Origin of the sequence: Demequina phytophila, assembly GCF_000971135.1 — a bacterium.
Taxonomy (GTDB): domain Bacteria; phylum Actinomycetota; class Actinomycetes; order Actinomycetales; family Demequinaceae; genus Demequina; species Demequina phytophila.
Window position 1 is genome coordinate 15,056 of the sequence record NZ_BBLW01000009.1, and the last position, 19,456, is coordinate 34,511.

At 72.4% G+C, this 19,456-nt stretch carries 17 protein-coding genes; 8 read left to right on the forward strand and 9 right to left on the reverse strand.

The annotated features are described in order from the left end of the window. The first annotated feature begins 43 nt into the window (after window positions 1-43). Both dapB and AOM01_RS12945 read left to right on the forward strand, forming a co-directional pair. The gene (gene dapB, locus AOM01_RS12940; RefSeq protein WP_062294290.1) at window positions 44-787 is read left to right on the forward strand and encodes a 4-hydroxy-tetrahydrodipicolinate reductase; all 744 of its coding nucleotides are present in this window, start codon (window positions 44-46) and stop codon (window positions 785-787) included. Window positions 788-797: 10 nt separating this feature from the next. After that, window positions 798-1,256 carry a hypothetical protein gene (locus tag AOM01_RS12945; RefSeq protein ID WP_156155987.1) on the forward strand — a complete coding sequence of 153 codons (459 nt, stop codon included), beginning with the start codon at window positions 798-800 and terminating at the stop codon, window positions 1,254-1,256. A gap of 141 nt (window positions 1,257-1,397) precedes the next feature. Here AOM01_RS12945 and AOM01_RS12950 read toward each other — a convergent pair whose 3' ends face one another. The 8 genes from AOM01_RS12950 to AOM01_RS12985 all read right to left on the reverse strand — a co-directional run bounded on the left by AOM01_RS12950 (window position 1,398) and on the right by AOM01_RS12985 (window position 7,977). Then, on the reverse strand, window positions 1,398-1,880 hold the full coding sequence (locus AOM01_RS12950; protein WP_062294294.1) for a GNAT family N-acetyltransferase: 483 nt from the start codon (window positions 1,878-1,880) through the stop codon (window positions 1,398-1,400). A gap of 20 nt (window positions 1,881-1,900) precedes the next feature. Continuing rightward, complete coding sequence (locus AOM01_RS12955; RefSeq protein ID WP_439645133.1) at window positions 1,901-2,224, reverse strand: AzlD domain-containing protein; 324 nt, start codon at window positions 2,222-2,224, stop codon at window positions 1,901-1,903. Continuing rightward, a complete protein-coding gene (locus AOM01_RS12960; RefSeq protein ID WP_062294296.1) occupies window positions 2,221-2,913 on the reverse strand; it encodes an AzlC family ABC transporter permease in 693 nt (230 codons plus the stop codon). The genes AOM01_RS12955 and AOM01_RS12960 overlap by 4 nt, the downstream gene beginning before the upstream one ends. Further along, window positions 2,901-4,121, reverse strand: coding sequence for a GNAT family N-acetyltransferase (locus AOM01_RS12965; RefSeq protein ID WP_062294298.1), 1,221 nt, complete (start codon window positions 4,119-4,121; stop codon window positions 2,901-2,903). Before AOM01_RS12965 ends, AOM01_RS12960 begins: the two co-directional genes overlap by 13 nt. Before the next feature lie 55 nt (window positions 4,122-4,176). Continuing rightward, complete coding sequence (locus tag AOM01_RS12970; protein ID WP_174441897.1) at window positions 4,177-4,701, reverse strand: dihydrofolate reductase; 525 nt, start codon at window positions 4,699-4,701, stop codon at window positions 4,177-4,179. A gap of 5 nt (window positions 4,702-4,706) precedes the next feature. Further along, a complete protein-coding gene (locus AOM01_RS12975; RefSeq protein ID WP_062294300.1) occupies window positions 4,707-5,507 on the reverse strand; it encodes a thymidylate synthase in 801 nt (266 codons plus the stop codon). A 54-nt stretch (window positions 5,508-5,561) separates the two neighbouring features. Continuing rightward, a complete protein-coding gene (locus AOM01_RS12980) occupies window positions 5,562-6,149 on the reverse strand; it encodes a hypothetical protein (RefSeq protein ID WP_062294302.1) in 588 nt (195 codons plus the stop codon). A gap of 130 nt (window positions 6,150-6,279) precedes the next feature. After that, complete coding sequence (locus AOM01_RS12985) at window positions 6,280-7,977, reverse strand: SulP family inorganic anion transporter (protein WP_062294304.1); 1,698 nt, start codon at window positions 7,975-7,977, stop codon at window positions 6,280-6,282. Window positions 7,978-8,087: 110 nt separating this feature from the next. Here AOM01_RS12985 and AOM01_RS12990 point away from each other — a divergent pair, with 110 nt between their 5' ends. The 6 genes from AOM01_RS12990 to AOM01_RS13015 all read left to right on the forward strand — a co-directional run bounded on the left by AOM01_RS12990 (window position 8,088) and on the right by AOM01_RS13015 (window position 18,016). Next, entirely contained in the window at window positions 8,088-9,962 is a 1,875-nt protein-coding gene (locus AOM01_RS12990; RefSeq protein ID WP_062294306.1) for an alkyl/aryl-sulfatase, read from the forward strand. A gap of 63 nt (window positions 9,963-10,025) precedes the next feature. Next, on the forward strand, window positions 10,026-10,358 hold the full coding sequence (locus AOM01_RS12995) for a cupin domain-containing protein (protein ID WP_062294308.1): 333 nt from the start codon (window positions 10,026-10,028) through the stop codon (window positions 10,356-10,358). 49 nt (window positions 10,359-10,407) lie between these two features. Next, the gene (gene dapA / locus AOM01_RS13000) at window positions 10,408-11,301 is read left to right on the forward strand and encodes a 4-hydroxy-tetrahydrodipicolinate synthase (protein ID WP_062294310.1); all 894 of its coding nucleotides are present in this window, start codon (window positions 10,408-10,410) and stop codon (window positions 11,299-11,301) included. Window positions 11,302-11,311: 10 nt separating this feature from the next. Continuing rightward, the gene (locus tag AOM01_RS13005) at window positions 11,312-12,994 is read left to right on the forward strand and encodes a ribonuclease J (RefSeq protein WP_062294313.1); all 1,683 of its coding nucleotides are present in this window, start codon (window positions 11,312-11,314) and stop codon (window positions 12,992-12,994) included. A 91-nt stretch (window positions 12,995-13,085) separates the two neighbouring features. Continuing rightward, window positions 13,086-15,773 carry an FtsK/SpoIIIE family DNA translocase gene (locus AOM01_RS13010; protein WP_082110255.1) on the forward strand — a complete coding sequence of 896 codons (2,688 nt, stop codon included), beginning with the start codon at window positions 13,086-13,088 and terminating at the stop codon, window positions 15,771-15,773. Beyond that, window positions 15,758-18,016, forward strand: coding sequence for an EAL domain-containing protein (locus AOM01_RS13015; protein ID WP_082110256.1), 2,259 nt, complete (start codon window positions 15,758-15,760; stop codon window positions 18,014-18,016). The genes AOM01_RS13010 and AOM01_RS13015 overlap by 16 nt, the downstream gene beginning before the upstream one ends. A gap of 14 nt (window positions 18,017-18,030) precedes the next feature. Here AOM01_RS13015 and AOM01_RS13020 read toward each other — a convergent pair whose 3' ends face one another. Continuing rightward, window positions 18,031-19,371 (reverse strand): CapA family protein, encoded by a 1,341-nt coding sequence (locus AOM01_RS13020; RefSeq protein ID WP_062294315.1) that lies wholly within the window; start codon window positions 19,369-19,371, stop codon window positions 18,031-18,033. Window positions 19,372-19,456: the final 85 nt, after the last annotated feature.

The window sequence follows — 19,456 nt, forward strand, 5'->3', positions numbered from 1 at the left end:
GGGACCGGACGGCGCCGCCCGAGGCGCCCGGTACGCTCGACGCATGATCTCCGTCGCCGTGCTGGGCGCCTCCGGGCGCATGGGTTCCCACGTGGTGGACGCCGTGAACGGCGCCCCCGACCTCGAGCTCGTGGCGGCCCTCGACCACGGCGACGACGTCGCCCAGGCCGCGCGTGCGGGCGCCACGGTGGCGGTGGACTTCACGGTCCCGAGCGCCACCGAGGCGAACGTCCACGCCCTCATCGACGCCGGGATCCACGCGGTGGTCGGCACCACGGGCTGGACGGCAGAGTCCCTGCTACGCGTCGAGGAGCACCTGCGCGAGCGGCCCGAGCTGGGCGTGCTGATCGCGCCCAACTTCTCGCTCGGCGCGGTGCTCGCGATGCGGTTCTCCGCCGCGGCGGCGCGGTACTTCGAGTCCGTCGAGATCGTCGAGCTCCACCACCCCGACAAGGTCGACGCGCCCTCCGGTACCGCGACCCACACCGCGCAGGGGATCGCGGCCGCGCGGGCCGCCGCCGGCATCGGCCCGTCGCCGGACGCGACCACGCACGACCCGGACGGGGCCCGCGGCGCCGTGGTCGACGGCGTCCACGTGCACGCGGTGCGCCTGCGCGGCCTGGTCGCGCACGAGGAGGTGCTGCTGGGCAACCCGGGTGAGCAGCTCACCATCCGCACCGACAGCTTCGACCGCATCAGCTTCATGCCGGGCGTGCTGCTGGGCGTGCGCGAGGTCGCGGGTCACCCCGGCCTCACCGTGGGCCTCGACCGGTACATGGCGCTGTGAGCGTGGTCCGGTGAGCGTGATGCGGCGCCCGGCGTTCCTCGCCGCGGTCGCGACCACGGTGCTGCTCGCGCTGCTCATCGGCGTGGTCGCGAACATCGCGTTCGCGCTGCTGCAGACGCCCGGCGTCATCGCGAAGCTGCTGGGCGCCCTGGTGCTGGTGCTGCCCGTGATCGCGGTGTGGTTCCTGTTCCACGAGTGGCGCACCGGCGTCACCGTGCAGCGGATGGCGACGCGTCTCGAGGCCGAGGGCCGGCTCCCGCTCCATGACGGCGCGCGCGACGCCCAAGGCCGTCTCACCGAGGAGGCCGCGCGCGACATCTATGAGGTCGCGCGCACCGGCGTCGAGCTGGAGCCCCAGAGCTGGTCCGCGTGGTTCCACCTCGCCTGGGCCTATGAGGGCGTCAAGGAGAAGGCCGAGGCGCGAAAGGCGCTGCGTCACGCCGCCGCGCTGTTCCGCGCGCAGGCCTGACGGCGCGTCTCGCTCCGGGCGCTGATCCACACGCCACGGCCTCGGTACGCCCGATTCCGGTCATCCCTGCGCGCGTAGCCGAGGTCTGTGTGGATCAGCGCGGAAACCGTGTGGATCAGCGGTCGGGGACCGGGCGACTGGTCAGAGCGCCGCGCGGTACATCAGCTCCACGAGCTCGCCGCCGGGACCCTCGAGCGTGCGCCGCAGCCCGCCCTCCGCGAGGCCGGCGGAGGTGAGGAAGGCGCGCCGCGCATCGTCCCCCTCGAGGGACCAGGCGCGCACGTCCTCGCGGCCCTGGAGCCGCAGCGTGTCGATACAGGCGGACAACAGGCGCGAGCCGTGGCCCGCGCGACGGTGCTCGGGTGCGACCTCCAGCGCCATGATCTCGCCCGGAGTGATGGCGGCGAAGCCCACCACCCGAGGGCCGTCGCACGCCACGAACACCCGGTGGTCTCGCGACGGTGGCGCCACGATCGCGGCGGCCCACTGCGCGAGCACCTGGTCCGCGGGCAGCGCGTCCGCGGCCTCGCCCATCCAGTCGCGCCAGGCGGCGAGCTGGATCGCGGCGATCGCGTCCTCGTCGCCGGGGACGGCGGGGCGGGCGGAGACGTCGGCGTGGATCATGCGGACAAGCCTAGGGCGGCTCAGCCCCACCCGAGCGCGCGCAGCCCCGCCGCGACGCCCGCCGCCGCGACCACCACCACGATGAACGGTGCGCGCCGCCACAGCAGCACCGCCGCGACCACCAGCGCGGCGACGCGGGCGTCGAACACCAGCGAGCGACCCGACGCGAAGGTCTGCACCGCGACCAGCGCGGACAGCAGGGCCACGGTCACGAACGCCGCGATGCGGTGGACGCGCGGATTCTCGAGCCACGCCTCGGGCACGGAGTGGCCCGCGTCCTTGGTGGTCCAGGACAGCACGCCCGCCGCGACGATCGCGACCCACATCCACGCGTACGCGCTCACTCGGGCACCTCCTCGGGTCGCGGGTGACCCCAGCCGGCGGCGATCGCGACGAGCGCGGCCGCGAGTACCGGCACGCCGGGCGGCGCGACGGGCGTCAGCGCGAGCGCCAGGAGGGACGATGCGGCCGCGACCGCCCGCGCACGACGGTGGGCCAGGCGCGGCCACACCAGGGCGAGGAAGGCGGCTGCGGCCGCGGCGTCGAGGCCCCAGTCCGCGGGGTCGCCGATGCTCGAGCCCAGCAGCGCGCCCAGGAGGGTGATCGCGTTCCAGGCGACGAACACGCCCACGCCGGTCCACCAGAACCCGGCCCGGCGCGCCGGGGGGTCCTCGGCGGGCTGGGCGAGCGCGACCGCGGTGGACTCGTCGATGGTGACCTGGGCGGCCCACGCCTTGCGCCAGCCGCGCATGGGACGCAGCACCGGGGCGAGCCCGACGCCGTAGAAGCCGTTGCGGAGCCCCAGGAACGTGGAGGTGGCGACCGCGGCGGCGGCACCGCCGCCGGCGCCGATCACGCCGACGAACGCGAACTGCGAGCCGCCCGAGAAGATCAGGAGCGACAGCGCGCAGGTCTGCCACAGGTCGAGCCCCGCCGCGACGGACAGCGCCCCGAAGCTGAGGCCGTACGCGCCGGTCGCGAGCGACACCGACAGCGCCTGCTGGCGCGTGCGGTCGAGCGTCAGGAGGGCCACGCGAGCTCCGTGCCGTCGACGTCCGCGAGGCGGGGGAGAGGCGTCGAGACCAGCGGCTCCCGACCGAGCGCCGAGACGTCCGCGACCCAGTGCTCCATCTCGAGCCCGTCGTCGGTATCGAGCGTGCGCCCTACATGGGTGAAGCCCGCACGCCGCGCGACAGCGCCGGAGCGCGGGTTGTCCGGCCGGTGGAGGATCTCCACCGTCTCTGCGGCGGCGTACTGGAGCGCGACGCGCGTCAGCGCGAGGACGGCCTCGGTCACCAGCCCGCGTCCCTCGTGCGACGCGGCGATCCAGTAGCCGACCTCGAGCCCCGGACGGTCGTCGAGCGGGTGAAGGCCCGCGCTCCCCAGGTACTCGCCGCTCGCGCGGTCGAACAGCCCCATGGTGAACTCGACGCCCGCCTCGTGCGCCGTGATGTTCTCCGCGACCTTCGCCGCGCGCTCCTCGGGCGAGGAGGGGGCGCCCCGCGCCCACGACAGCGAAGCCGCGAGACGGTCACGGTTCGCCTCGATCACCCGGTGGACAACCGCGGCGTCGTCCGCGCGGAAGCGACGGATCTCCAGGCGCCCCGTCTCGATGACCGCGGGCACGGGCCACACGCGCCAGTCCAGCTCGGTGCCGTCCTCGTCGCGAAGGACGGGCAGCGGCGTCGACGCGGCGGGCTCGCGGGTCAGCGTGGAGAGGTCCGCGGTCCACACCGCGAGCGCGACGGCGCCACGTGCCTCGATGCCCCGGCGCTCGAACCCGCAGCGCTCCGCGACCGCGTTCGACCTGCTGTTCGCGGGCTCAGCGTGGATCTCGACCCGCGCCGCTCGCGCGCGCAGGAGCGCCACGGCCGTGAGCGCGACCACGGCCTCGCTCACGAGCCCCTCGCCCTCGCGGTCCGCGCGGATCCAGTACCCGATCTCGAGCGCGTCGGGGCCCACCCGCGTGTGCAGCCCCGCGCCTCCCACGAATCCGCCCGTGGCGCGGTCGAACATGCCGAACGAGAAGTCGGTGCCCGCGTCGAACGCCGTGGCGAACTCGGCGACCTTGGCCGCGCGCTGCTCGATGGTCTGCGGCTCGAGCGGCGCCCACGGGATGAACGCCAGCAGGTGGTCGATGTTGGCGAGGATCACCCGGTGCATCGCAGGGACGTCTGCGGCCTCGAGCCGCCGGATCACGAGCCGCTCGGTCTCGATGCGGGCGGGCACGGTCCAGGTCATGGCGTCCATCCTGGCACCGGCCCAGAGAGCCACCGCGCCGCGACCCGGCACCGTCTCAGTCCTGGCGGTGACGCTCCGACGGCACGTACGTGACGAATCGGTAGGTGAGCCCCGACGCGGACACCGCCGGCTCGGTGGCGGCGTCCACCGCCCAGTCCTCGGGAGGCAGCGGGGGAGCGAACGTGTCGCCCTCGACCACCGCGTCGATCTCGGTCACCTCGAGAGCGTCCGCGTGCGCGAGCGCCTCCGCGAACAGGCCCGCCCCGCCGATCACCCAGCGCGCGCCGCCCGGGGCGTGCTCGGCGGCCACGGCCAGGGCATCGTCAAGCGAGGTCGCCCGGAAGGCGCCCTCCGCGACCGGGCCCGACGTCACCACCACGTTGACGCGTCCCGGCAGCGGCCGGAAGCGCGGCGGCAGCGATTCCCACGTGCGGCGGCCCATGATGACGACGTGGCCGCGCGTGAGGGACTGGAAGCGCGCGAGGTCCTCCGGCAGGTGCCAGGGCATGGCGCCGTCGAGCCCGATGACGGGGCGTCCCACCGCGTCGCGGGCCTGCGCCCAGATGGCCTTGACGGTCACGCGGGTCAGACGGCCACGGGCGCCTTGATGCCCGGGTGGTGCTGGTAGTTCTCGATGACCACGTCGTCGATGTCGTAGTCGAACAGCGAGTCCTTCTTCTCGAGCCGCAGCGTGGGGTACGGGAACGGCTCGCGCGCGAGCTGCCGCTCCACCTGCTCGACGTGGTTGGAGTAGATGTGGCAGTCCCCGCCGGTCCACACGAAGTCGCCGACCTCGAGGCCGGTCTGCGCCGCGATCATGTGGGTGAGCAGCGCGTACGAGGCGATGTTGAACGGGACGCCAAGGAACAGGTCAGCGGAGCGCTGGTACAGCTGGCAGCTGAGCTTCCCGTCCGCGACGTAGAACTGGAACAGCGCGTGGCACGGCGCGAGCGCCATCTGCGGGATGTCCGCGACGTTCCACGCCGACACGATGAGGCGGCGCGAGTCGGGGTTGCCGCGGATCTGCTCGACCAGCTCGGAGATCTGATCGACATGACGGCCGTCCGGCGTGGGCCACGACCGCCACTGGTACCCGTACACCGGGCCGAGCTCGCCGTCCGCGTCCGCCCACTCGTCCCAGATGGTGATGCCGCGCTCCTGCAACCAGCGCACGTTGGTGTCGCCGCGCAGGAACCACAGCAGCTCGCCCACGATCGAGCGCGTGTGGACGCGCTTGGTGGTGATGAGCGGGAAGCCCTGTGACAGGTCGTAGCGGAGCTGACGGCCGAAAACCGAGACGGTGCCGGTGCCGGTCCGGTCGCCCTTGGGGGTGCCGGTCGCCAGCACCTCGCGCAGCAGGTCCTCGTACGGGGTGGGGATGGTCACGGGGTCAAGGGTACGGCGGCGGCCCCGACTCGCCCAGCAGCCCGCGCCCGAACATCAGCTCGACGCTGCGATGCCCCAGAACGCGTACTTCTCCGTCACGACGTACGCGCCGTTCCTCCGCTCGAACCTCACCCCGACGGTGCCGCCGCCGTCGTTACGGATCGGCCATTCGACCAGGATGGTGCGACCCCACTGCGAGTACGACTCCTCGGTGATGTGACCCGCGGTGCCGGCGATCTCTCGCACCCGCGCGAGCCGCATGCCCTTAGCGATCTGGCGATATTCCGCCTTGGTGACCTTGTCCGCCTCGGAGTCGAGGGGTCCGTCGAGCCAGATCGCCGACTTGATGACCACCCGCCACACGCCGTCGAAGCGCCTGACGTCGAGGTTGACCACGCCGTAGGGGCTCGTGGTGGGGACCCACCTCATGGTCCGGTACTCGATGCCGCCGGCGTAGTAGCTGTTCTCGTGCACGCCCTTGGAGTCGAAGACCGCGCGCGCGGAGGCGAGCGTGTCGCCCAGCTCGATCGCGTCGAACTCGGCACGGTCCACCTTGCCGGTGTCGTCAGCCGTTGCCGCGGTGGCGCCCGACAGTGCCAGGGCGACGCCCACGGCCGTCGCGACGATGACCTTCAGTCTCATATCGATCCTTCTCAGAGCGCGTGTGCGCGCGGCTGGTCGGTTCACTGGTGTCAGGATGACACCTACTAGGCGCCAACATTGCAGGTAGAAGAAGCATTTCGCAAGGGGCGGCGCACCAGTGGCGCACATGTCACGGCTCCCGCGCGCGCATCTCTGCGCGGAGCGCGTCCGCCCTCGCGACGCCGAGCCGGACCGACTCCATCAGCGTGCCCGTCGCGGCGACGACGTTCGCCGGACCGAGCGCGTCGAGCGCACCCGTTCGCTCGAGCAGGGCCTGAAGCCGTGGCGGCACGCCGCAGATGACGAGCGCGACACCGTCCGCACGCATCTCCGCGGCACGCCGCCCGAGCATCTTGAGGAAGGTCGCCGACGGCACCCCGAAGGATCCGCGGGCGGAGACCACCAGCGCCGCGTCGTTCGCGCCCGTCATGTCCGGCCACTCGTCGTCGAGCCGGCCGATCTCGGCGAAGAAGCCATGCCCGCTGTAATGCACCACCGTGGTGCGGTGCGACGGCAGCACCGCCGGTGCGTCCCCGATCGACCAGCCGTCGTCCTCGCGCACGAGCTCGACGAGCTCGCCGGCGCGGCTGTTCTGGACGGCGGTGAGCAGGATCGACAGCGCCGCACCGATGAAGATGGCCTGCTGCAACGGCAGCGCGGTGGTCGCGACGAAGGTCACCACCATCGCGGCGAGCGACGCCGTCGACGTCCGTGCCACCAGCCGGATGTCCGGAATCCGGCCCTCGACGATCTCGGCGCCGACGATGAGCATGAGCCCGCCGATCACCGCCATGGGGATCTCGCCCGCGACCGGCCCGATCAGGACCACGATGAGCCCGAGCGACAGGCCCGCGAAGATGCCCGACCACCGGGTCCGCGCGCCCGCGCCGGTCGCGACGCCGGTCCGGGACAGCGAGCCGCCGGTGGGGAGCGCGCCGAAGAACCCGCCTACGAGGTTCGCCGCGCCCTGCGCCGTGAAGTCCTTCGACGCGTCGGCGCGGGTGCCGTCGGGGTTCGCGACCGCCGCGCTGATCCCGGCCGCCTGCGCGAGGGCGACGAGCGCGACGGCGATCGCGCCCGTGACGAGCGCGGGGAAGGCAGCCGTGTCGGGGATGGTGAACGGGGGCAGCGAGCGCGGCACCGCGGCTATGTCGGACACCGTCTCGACGTCGCGCGCGAGGACGAACGCCGCGATGCTGGCGACGATCAGCGCGACCAGGGTTGCGAGCGCCCGCAGGCGCGTGACCCGGCGCGCCGCGAACCACACGGCGACGGTCCCGAGGGCGACCGCGACCGTCGGGGCGTGCCAGTCGCCCACGTGGGCGACCGCCTCCACCAGCTTGCCCGCCGTGTTCGACGAGGCGGGCGCATAGCCCGTGGCGTCGGTGATCACGCCCGCAAGGATCTGAACCGCGATGCCGGTGGTGAAGCCCGTCATGACGGCGGTCGACACGAAGGCCATCACCGCGCCCATGCGCAGCAGGCCCATGATCAGCATGACAACGCCCACCAGGACCGTGAGGGTCGCGACCCCGCCGACGTCGCCCGGGTCGAGCCCGGCCGAGGCCATGACGCTTTGCGACGACAGCGCGATCGCGCTGGTCAACGTGGTGACCATGAGCACCGTGCGGGCGAGCATCGAGCCCACGATGGTGGGAACCACGCCGGACCACAGCCCCAGGGGCGCGGCGAAGCCGCCGATGCTCGCGTAGGCCATGCCCTCCGGGATGGAGAACAGGCCCGTCACGAAGCCCGAGGACACGTCGCTCCACCTCGGCAGCGTGAAGCGTCGCTTCGTGTGCGCAGCCGCCGGCTGCCCACTGGCCATGTCCTCACGCTAGCGCCGAGCGAGCGACGATGCGAGGGGCCGGTGCACTTGCGCGCGGACCCCCGCGGGTGAAGGCTGGAGCGTGGGTCCCCTCATCGCCGGAGGCTGCCATGCGCCAGAACGACCCGATACCCGCGATCGAGGAGGCGCACGCGAGGCACCTCGCGACGCTCCCATTCGAGGATGAGCGCGACTTCGAGGACGCCGACCGCGGCTTCCTCGGCACGCTCCGAGACCCGGTGATCCGGGACGCCGACGGAAAGGTCGTGTGGGACGCGTCGACCTACGACTTCATCGAGGGCGAGGCCCCGACCTCCGTGCATCCGAGCCTCTGGCGGCAGTCGACGCTCGTGGCACGCCATGGACTGTTCGAGGTGGTCGAGGGCCTGTACCAGGTGCGAGGCCTCGACCTGTCCGTGATGTCGCTCATCGAGGGCGACACGGGAGTGATCGTCGTCGATCCGCTGATCTCCAAGGAGACCGCGGCCGCCGCGCTCGAGCTCTACCGCGAGCATCGGGGCGACCGGCCGGTGACCGGCATGATCTACACGCACGCGCACCTCGACCACTTCGGCGGCGCGCTCGGCATCGTCAGCGCCGAGGAGGCGACCGAGCGCGCGCTGCCGATCATCGTCCCCGAGGCGCTCGTCGGGCACGCGGTCGCCGAGAACGTGTACGCCGGCACCGCCATGGCGCGCCGTGCGGGCTACATGTACGGCGCTGCGCTCGCACGCGGGCCGCGCGGCCAGGTCGGCGCGGGCCTGGGCCAGACCACCTCGACCGGGCATCCGGGGATCGTGGTGCCCACCCACGAGGTGACCGCCACCGGGGAGAAGGTCACCGTCGACGGCGTCGAGCTCGAGTTCCAGATGGCGCCCGGAACCGAGGCGCCGGCGGAGTTCCATTTTCTGGTCCCTCGCTACGCGGCGCTGTGCATGGCGGAGAACGTCACCCACAACCTCCACAACCTGCTCACCCTGCGTGGCGCGCTGGTCCGCGACCCGAACCTCTGGGCGCACTACCTCACGGAGGCGATCGAGCTCTTCGGCGAACGCGCGGACGTGATGTTCGCCTCGCACCACTGGCCCACGTGGGGTCGCGCGCGGCTGATCGAGTACATCGCGATCCAACGCGACCTCTACAAGTACCTCCACGACCAGACCCTGCGCATGCTCAACAAGGGGATGACCGGCGCGGAGATCGCGGAGACGATGACCTTGCCGCCGGATCTCGAGAAGGTGTGGGGGACGCACGGGTACTACGGGTCGGTGTCGCACAACGTCAAGGCGATCTACCAGCGGTACATGGGGTGGTTCGACGGCAACCCCGCGCGGCTGTGGCCCCATCCGCCCCAGGCGCTCGCGGAGCGCTACGTGGCCGCGATCGGCGGCGTCGACAGGGTCGTCGAGCTCGCGCGCGGCGCCTATGACGCGGGTGACCTGCGGTGGGCGGCGACGCTGCTCGACCACGCGGTGTTCTCCGCGCCGGACCACGCGGCGGCGCGCGGCCTCTACGCCGACACCCTCGAGCAGCTCGCGTACGGCTCCGAGAACGGCACCTGGCGCAACTTCTACCTCTCCGGTGCGACCGAGCTGCGCGAGGGCACCTTCGGCACGCCCACGGCCACGGCCGCACCGGACCTCGTCGTGCAGCTCAGCCCGGAGCAGATCTTCGACGCGATCGCGATCACCGTCGACGGCCCGGCCGCGTGGGACCTGGACCTCGCCATGGATGTGTCGCTCGTCGACCTCGACCGCACGTTCCGCGTCACGCTGCGCCACGGCGTGCTCGTCGCGGAGGAGGAGGCTGCGGGCGGCCGCGACGTGCCGCTGGCGCTCGGGCTCACCAAGGTGAGGCTCCTCGGGCTGGTGGCGGGAGACCTCGACTCGCCGGGCATCGCGGTCACGGGCGACATCACCGTGCTCCGGCGGTTTCTCGAGGTGCTCGATCCCGGTGACCCCGACTTCGAGATCGTGCTGCCGTAGCGGAGCAGCGGACGATGCGCTTGACTGGGCCGCAGGGACACCCGCCGGGGTCAGGGGGCCGGGATGGACGTGCAGGGACTCGCCGAGGTCGCGGATGCGCAGCTCGAGCTCGCGCGCGTCGAGACCAGCGGCCGCCACGCCGTCACGCTCATGGGGGACCGCGACAGCGACCTCCGCCAGACGGTGATCGCGCTCGCGGCCGGCCACCGACTCCACGATCACGAGAGCCCCGGCGAGGCCACCTTGCAGGTGCTGCGCGGCGACGTCGAGCTCACCACGGCGAGCGCCGACGAGACGCTCGGCGAGGGCGACTACCTGGTCATCCCTCCGGAGCGCCACGGCCTCACCGCCGTCACCGACTGCGCCGTGCTGCTCACCGTCGCGACGCGCGCCTGAGCGCCGGCGCCGACCCCTGACCATCCCCGGCGCGCGGTAGGTTTGGCCCATGACTTCCACCTCCCGCCCGTTCGGCACTGTGCTGACCGCGATGGTCACCCCGATGCACGAGGGAGGGGCGCTGGACCTCAAGGCCGCGCAGGAGCTGGCCCGGTTCCTCGTCGCGCATGGTTCCGACGGCCTGGTGCTCTCGGGCACCACCGGCGAGGCGCCCACCACCCATGCGCCCGAGAAGGTGGACCTCATCCACGCCGTGCGCGAGGCCGTGGGCGCGGACGTCACGATCCTCACCGGCGCCGGCTCGAACGACACCGCCCACGCGGTCCGCATGGCCGAGCAGGGCGAGGAGGCCGGAGTCGACGGCATCCTCGCGCTCACGCCGTACTACTCGAAGCCGTCGCAGGCCGGCGTCGTCGCGCACTTCCGCGCCATCCTGGGCGCCACAGGCCTGCCCGCGATGCTCTACGACATCCCGGGCCGCACCGCGCTCGCGATCTCCGACGAGTCCTACGACGAGCTCGCCGCGCACCCGCGCGTGGTCGCCGTCAAGGACGCGACCGGCGGCGTCGAGAACGCCAAGGCGCGCATCGAGCGCACCGGTCTCGCCTGGTACTCCGGCGACGACCCGCTCACCCTCGACTTCCTCCGGGCCGGCGCCGTGGGCGTCGTGTCCGTCTCGTCCCACGTGGTGGGGCGGGAGATCGCGGCGATGATCGCCGCGCATGACTCGGGTGACACGGCCGAGGCCGACCGCCTGCACGAGTCGCTCCTCCCGGTGCACCAGGCCGTCTTCACCGGTCCGGGCGCCACCAACGCGAAGTCCGCGCTGCACTGGCTCGGGGTCGTCCCGAGCCGCGCGATGCGCCTTCCGCTGCTTCCCAACACGCCGGCCGAGCACGACGCGCTCATCGCGAGCCTCGAGGCCGCCGGCATCCATCCCTGACGGAGACTTCATGACCTTCAATCCCGACCTGCTCCCGCCGCCCGCCCTCGAACCCGGCACCCTGCGCCTGGTGCCGCTCGGCGGGCTCGGCGAGGTGGGCCGCAACATGCACGTCCTCGAGCTCGACGGACGCCTGCTCATCATCGACTGCGGCGTCCTGTTCCCCGAGGACCACCAGCCCGGCGTGGACCTGATCCTGCCCGACTTCGGCTACATCGAGGACCGTCTCGACGACGTCGAGGCGATCGTGCTCACGCACGGCCACGAGGACCACATCGGCGCCGTGCCGTACCTGCTGCGCATGCGCCGGGACATCCCGATCCTCGGCTCGCAGCTCACGCTCGCGTTCGTCGAGGCGAAGCTGCGCGAGCACCGCATCAACCCCGTGACCCTCGCGGTCAAGGAGGGTCAGCGCGAGAAGCTCGGCGTGTTCGACCTCGAGTTCCTCGCGGTCAACCACTCGATCCCGGACGCGCTCGCCGTGTTCGTGCGCACCTCCGCCGGCACCGTGCTCAACACCGGCGACTTCAAGATGGACCAGCTGCCCCTCGATGGTCGCATCACCGACCTGCGCGCGTTCGCCCGCTTCGGTGACGAGGGAGTCGACCTGTTCCAGGTCGACTCCACCAACGCCGAGGTCCCCGGCTTCACCACGGCCGAGGTCGAGATCGGCCCCGTGCTGGACCGCCTGTTCGCGCAGGCCACGGGTCGGATCGTGGTCGCGTCCTTCGCGAGCCACGTCCACCGCGTCCAGCAGGTGATCGACGCCGCCGAGTCGCACAAGCGCAAGGTCGCCTTCGTGGGGCGCTCGATGGTGCGCAACATGGGCATCGCCGCGGACATGGGCTACCTGCGTGTGCCCGACGGCATCCTCGTCGACCCGAAGAAGGCCGACGACATGCCGGGCGAGCAGGTCGTCTACATGTCGACCGGCTCCCAGGGCGAGCCGATGGCGGCCCTGTCGCGCATGGCCACCGGCGACCACAAGGTCACGGTGGGCGAGGGGGACCTGGTGATCCTCGCATCGTCCCTCATCCCGGGCAACGAGAACGCCGTCTTCCGCGTCATCAACGGCCTCATGCGCCTGGGCGCGACGGTGGTCCACCAGGGCAGCGCGCGCGTCCACGTGTCCGGCCACGCGAGCGCGGGCGAGCTGTTGTACTGCTACAACATCCTGCGCCCGAAGAACGTCATGCCGATCCACGGCGAGGTCCGCCACCTGCTGGCGAACGGTCACCTCGCGATGCGCACCGGCATCCCGCACGACAACGTGATGTTCGCGGAGAACGGCACCGTCGTGGACCTCAAGGACGGCGTCGCCCGCGTGGTCGGCGCGGTCGAGGTGCACAACGTGTACGTCGACGGCTCGTCGATCGGCGAGATCACCGACGCCGAGCTCAAGGACCGTCGCATCCTCTCCGAGGAGGGCTTCGTGTCCGTGTTCGCCGTGGTCGACTCGACCAACGGCCGCGTGGTCTCCGGCCCCGAGGTGCACGCCCGCGGCCTCGCGGAGGACGACTCGGTGTTCGACGCGATCCTGCCCGACATCAAGAAGGCCATCGAGGAGGCCGCCCGCGGCGGCTCCACCGACACCCACCAGCTGCAGCAGGTGGCGCGCCGCGTGCTCGGGCGCTTCGTGGGCACCAAGCTGCGCCGGCGCCCCATGATCATCCCGGTGGTCGTCGAGGCCTGACGGCCTCCCCGCATCGTCCCTCGGGACGATGCGGGGGTCGGGCGGGGTGGCAACCTCGCCTTGTCGGCGGTGGGCGCTACCGTGCTGTGCCATGGCACAGACGCGACAGACCCGACCCGCGACGAAGGCTTCGCGCTCTTCGTCGTCGAGCTCGCGCGCCGCTCAAGAGAAGAAGCGCCCGCCGGCCGTGCTGCGCGGCGTCGCCGCGATCGGCCGCGGCACGGCGAACGCCGTCGGCTCCGGCGTGCGGGGCATCGGCCATGGCGCGCGTGACGTGCCTCCCGCGGTGCGCCGCGACGGCCAGGCGATCATCCTCATCATCCTCGCGATCCTCATCGCCGCACGCGAGTGGTTCCAGCTGACCAGCTGGGCCGGCACCGCGATCCACTTCGTCGCCGCCGGCCTGTTCGGCGTCCTCGCGTACGGTCTGCCGGTGATCCTCACCATCATCGCGGTGCGCCTCATGCGCGCGCCGCAGGAGGAGAACGCGAACCACCGCATCACGTTCGGCGCGCTCCTGCTCGCCATCACCGTGGACGGCATTATCCACATCGCGCACGGTCGGCCCAGCCCGGCCGGCGGCGTCGAGGCGCTCCAGGACGCCGGCGGCATCCTGGGCTGGGCGATCGGCACGCCGCTCGCGGGCCTGGTGACCGCGCCCCTCGCGGTGGTGGTGCTGGTGCTGCTCGCGCTGCTGTCGGTCCTCATCGTCTTCGGGATCTCGCTGCGCGAGGCCGCCGCCTGGGTCGCCGAGGTCACGCACAAGGTGCGCCACGACGGCGCCGGGAGCGACGCCGCGGACCACGACGAGCTCGATCTGCCCGAGCACCGCACGCTCGAGCGCCCGGGCGAGGCCCAGCAGAAGAGGCCCCAGCACAAGCGGACGGGGAAGGCGAAGCGGCTCATCGAGCGCGCGCTGCACGGCGACCCGCCGGCGGAGGACACGCTCGACTCGTACGAGGCTGATGAGGCGTTCGCGCACGCCGCGACCGTCGACCCGCGCGAGTTCGACGAGATCATCGACCCCGACGCGCACCGCCGCGCCGTGACCGAGCAGATCTCGCCGTACGCGGTTCCCGAGGAGGACCCGGCCCCGTGGGACGACGCCCCGTGGGACGAGCCGGCCGCCGCATCGTCCCCCGACGCGACCACCCAGCTCATCGCGGTGCCCGGCGAGGAGGCCGCACCCGCGGCCCCTGCGACCACCCACCTCGTGCCGCCGGGGGAGCAGGGCGAGCTCGAGGACTCCCGCCCGTACGTGCTGCCGTCCCTCGAGCTGCTGGTCAAGGGCGCGCCGCACAAGGAGCGCTCCGCCGCGAACGACCGCGTCGTGGCCGCCCTCACCAACGTGCTCGAGCAGTTCGGCGTGGACGCGGAGGTCACCGGGTTCACGCGCGGCCCCACGGTGACGCGGTACGAGGTCGAGCTCGGCTCGGGCGTGAAGGTCGAGAAGATCACCCAGCTGAGCAAGAACATCGCCTACGCGGTGGCGAGCGCGGACGTGCGCATCCTGTCGCCCATCCCCGGCAAGTCGGCGATCGGCATCGAGATCCCGAACGTGGACCGCGAGACGGTCGCGCTGGGCGACGTGCTGCGCTCGCCGGTCGCGGCGCGCAACGACCACCCGATGGCGATCGGCATCGGCAAGGACGTCGAGGGCGGCTACGTGATGGCCAACCTCGCGAAGATGCCGCACCTCCTGGTCGCGGGTGCGACCGGCGCGGGAAAGTCGTCGTTCGTCAACTCGATGATCACGTCGATCCTCATGCGCGCCACCCCGAACGAGGTGCGCATGGTGCTCGTCGACCCCAAGCGCGTCGAGCTCACCATCTACGAGGGCATCCCGCACCTCATCACGCCCATCATCACCGACCCCAAGAAGGCCGCGCAGGCCCTCGAGTGGGTGGTGAAGGAGATGGACATGCGCTACGACGACCTGGCGCTGTTCGGCTTCAAGCACATCGACGACTTCAACAAGGCCGTCCGCGCGGGCAAGGTCAAGCCGCTGCCCGGCTCCGAGCGGAAGATCAAGACGTACCCGTACCTGCTCGTGATCGTCGACGAGCTCGCGGACCTCATGATGGTCGCGCCGCGCGACGTCGACGAGTCGATCCAGCGCATCACGCAGCTCGCGCGCGCCGCCGGCATCCACCTGGTGCTCGCGACCCAGCGCCCGTCGGTCGACATCATCACCGGCACCATCAAGGCCAACGTGCCCTCGCGCCTCGCGTTCGCGACCTCCTCGCTGGCGGACTCGCGCGTGGTGCTCGACATGCCGGGCGCGGAGAAGCTGATCGGCCAGGGTGACGCGCTGTTCCTGCCCATGGGCGAGTCCAAGCCCATGCGCGCCCAGGGATCCTGGGTGTCCGAGTCCGAGATCCACGCCGCCGTCGAGCACGCGAAGCGGCAGGCGGACCCCGAGTACCGTGAGGACGTCGTGGCGCCCGCCGCGGGCGCGGCCGGCGCCGTCGCCGAGGACATCGGCGACGACCTCGAGGACCTGCTCGCGGCGGCGGAGCTCGTCATCACCACGCAGCTCGGCTCGACGTCGATGCTGCAGCGCAAGCTCAAGATGGGGTTCGCGAAGGCGGGCCGCCTCATGGACCTCCTGGAAACCCGCGAGATCGTGGGTCCGTCGCAGGGATCCAAGGCGCGTGACGTTTTGGTCACACCTGACGAGCTGGTGTCCACTCTTGCTGTCCTACGAGGGGATTCTGGCGCTACGGTGGGCACCACCAACACGCACCAGCCTGAGGACGGGGAATGGGTGGAGTCCTAGACCTCTTCGCGCAGCCGGCCTTCGTGGCCGTCGTCGGCGCGCTCCTCATCCTGCTCGCGCTGAGCGCGTTCTACTTCTTCTGGCGGTCCGGCCGCGAGCGTGCAGCGCGCGATTCGGCGCTGGCGCAGGAGCGCGCGCTGCGCAGCCAGTTCGAGGCCGTGATGACGTCCTCGCGCGACGGGGTGGTCATCCTCACCCAGGCGGGCGAGGTCGCGCTCATGTCGGACACGGCCTGCACGATCCTGGGCCTGCGCCAGGCGGACGTGCTGGGGGTGCCGCTGTCGCGACTGCCCATCCGGTCGGTCGACGCCCACATGCGGCCCATGATGGCCACGGAGGCGTTCTCGCGGACCGAGGACGGCCGTCCGCGCGTGGTCGGCGTCCCCGGCCGGCGCGGCGTGGACGACATCCGCTGGCTGCACGTGCGGTCGCGACCGGTGGACGATGCCGCGGGCGGGCGTCCCCTCTCGATCGTCACCGTGATGGACACCACCGGTCTGCGCGAGGCCGCGGAGGCCATCAGCCGCTCGGACGCGCAGTTCCGGCGCGCGATGGAGAACGCCCCCACCGGGATGGCGCTGGTGGACCTCGAATGGCGCCTCATGGAGGTCAACCGCGCGTTCGCCGAGATGATGGGCTCGACGGTGGCGGCGCTGCGCGGCACCCCGTTCAGCGCGCTGTCGCACCCGCAGGACCTCCACGCCGAGCGCGACCAGATCCAGCGCCTCTACGACGGCCACCAGAACCACTTCGCGGTGGAGAAGCGCTACGTGAAGACGGACGGCAACGTCGTGTGGGCGGTGCTCGACGTGGGTCTCGTGCGCTACGCGGGCGGCGCGCCCGACCACTACGTGGTGCAGGTGCGCGACACCACCGAGGTGCGCATGCGCTCCGAGCTCATGCAGCACCGCGCGATGCACGACCCCCTCACGGGCCTCGCGAACCGCAACCTCTTCCACGAGGTCCTCGACGACCTGCTGGCGCAGCCCGATGCGGACTCCCGCGTGGGGGTGATCGCGGTCGACCTCGACGGCTTCAAGGGCCTCAACGACCGATTCGGCCACGCCATCGGCGACAACGCCCTGGTCCACGTGGCGGGCGTGCTGCGCGCCGCGACCGGGGGCCGCGGCACCGTGGCCCGTCTCGGCGGAGACGAGTTCGTGATCGCCGTCCAGGACACCGACTGCTCGAAGGCGCTGTTCGAGATCGCCGCGGCCATCCACGACGGCCTGCGCGCGCCGCTCGCCGTCAAGCGGCACCAGATCCAGCTCGCGGCGTCGCTCGGCATCGCGATGGCTGACGAGGACACGGTCGCCGGCGGCGGGGCGTCGCTGCTGAGCGCCGCCGACGCCGCGATGTACCGCGCGAAGGCCGCCGGCAAGAGCCGCACCGAGGTGTACGAGCCGTCGATGCGGATCGCCGACGACAACCAGTCCGCCCTCGCGGCGGAGCTCGCGCGTGCGATCGAGAACGGCGACCTGGTGCTGCACTACCAGCCGATCCTCGAGCTCACGACGCGCACGGTGGTCGGGTACGAGGCCCTGGTCCGCTGGCAGCACCCCACGCGCGGGCTGCTGCTGCCGGCCGCGTTCCTGCCGCTGATCAGCGACCGTGGGCTCGCGGCCACGCTGGGCGCCGCGCTGGTCGAGCAGGCGGCACAGTTCCTCGAGCGATCGCCGTCGGACACCGTGTGGGTGTCGCTCAACGTGTCCGCGGACCAGCTGGGCGACTCGTCGTTCGCGGACGGCGTGCTCGCCTCGATCGGACGCCACCACCTCAGCCCGCAGCGCGTCGTGGTCGAGCTCACCGAGGCCTCCCTGGTCAACCCCAACACCCGCATCCGGCACGAGCTCACGGAGCTCCGCAACGCCGGCGTGCCGATCCTGCTCGACGACTTCGGCACCGGCGTGTCCCCGCTGTCGTACCTGCGCGACCTGCCGGTCTCGGGCGTCAAGCTCGACATGTCCTTCGTCGCAGGCATCCCCGAGGACCCCGCCGGAGCCCGGGTGTCCCGCGCGCTCGGCGCCCTCGCACGCGAGCTCGGGCTGGCGACCATCGCGGAGGGCATCGAGACCGAGGCGCAGGCACAGTTCCTCGCGGACTGCGGGTGGCGCTACGGGCAGGGATGGCTGTTCGGCGTCGCGCAGCCTGCCGCGACCGCGCTGTCGCAGCACCCGCACACCGGCACCAGCCTCATCGACCCGCGCCCCGCGGAACCGGACCCGGTCTACGGCGAGCGCTGACCGCGCATCCGTCCCTACGCGCCGTCCGTGCGCGGCACCGCGACCACGTGGTCCGCCAGCGACGTCACCGGCTCCCGGTGCATCGGCGCGTGAGCGCCCACCGCGTCGGTGACGGCCGCGAGGCGCGAGTCGACCTCCGCGCCTGAGAGCGTGCCCGCGCCGCCTCCGATGTCCGTGAGCACGTGCACGGCGTGCCCGCCGAGACGGTCGACGGTGGTGCCCGTCCACGCCGGCTTGACCTTCACCGTGCCGTCCGCGGCGACGGTGACCGTGGCCGAGAGCAGCACGCCGTTCTGGGTGGCGGCGACACAGCACTGCGTGCCCTGGTTCGACAGGAAGTTGCCCAACCCGAACGCCGTCCACATGCCATGGCCGGACGGCCCGCCGTCGAGGCGCTCGATGGGCTGCGGCACGTGCGCGTGGTGGCCGATGTACAGGTCCACCTGGCCGGAGTCCGCGATCTTCTGCGCGATGGCGCGCTGCGCGTCCGTCGGGGCGGTCTGGTACTCGACGCAGCAGTGCACGGAGGCGAGCACCACGTCGGCGCCCTGCTTCCGGGCCTTGCGCGCGGCGTCGATGATCGGCTGCGGATCGGCGGCGTCCGCGTCGAACAGGCCCACCTGCCACGGTGCTGAGACGGGCATGCCGTTGGTGCCGTACGCGAAGCTCACGTGCGCCACGGTGACGGTGCGGTCGCCGGACGTCACCTCGTAGACCGCCGTGGTCGCCGCCTCCTTCTTGGTGCGCGCCGTCCCTGCCGCCTGGAGCCCGTTCGCGTCGAACGCGTCGAGCGTCGCCTCGACGCCGGCGGTGCCGCGGTCGACGCTGTGGTTCGAGGCCGTCGAGCATCCGTCCCACCCCACCTTCGCCAGGTCGCGCACGATCGCCTTCGGCGCGGAGAACAGCGGGTAGCCCGACGGCTCGACGCCCTCGGGGGAGACGGGGACCTCCATGTGGCACAGCGCGAGGTCCGCGCCCTCGATGTAGGGCCGCACGCCCGCCATGAGGGCGGCGAAGTCGTAGCCGTCCGCGGTGCGCGCGGAGTCGTTGACCGGCGTGTGCGGCAGCACGTCGCCCGCGGCGACCAGGGTGAACCGGACGGGCGCGGGGGCAGGAGTCACCGACGCGACCGGCGCGGGGCCGGACGATGCGGTGGTCCCGGCCGGCGCATCGTCCCCCGAGGGCGCGGGGACGGTCGCGGCGGGCGTGGGTGCGGTCCGCGCCGCCGGCGGCTCGGCACCGCCGCGGGCGCCGCCCACTCCGAGAGCGATGCCCGCGAGCAGCGCGACGAGCGCGAGCCCGCCCACCCACGCGGCGGCGGCGAGCGGACGGGTGCGACGGTTCCGAGGGGGCATGCCTTCAGTATCCCGTCGCGCGCCAAGGACCCCGGAACGCCCGGCCGCGCACCCGCGCACCGCGCCCGCGCATTAAGGTGTGAGC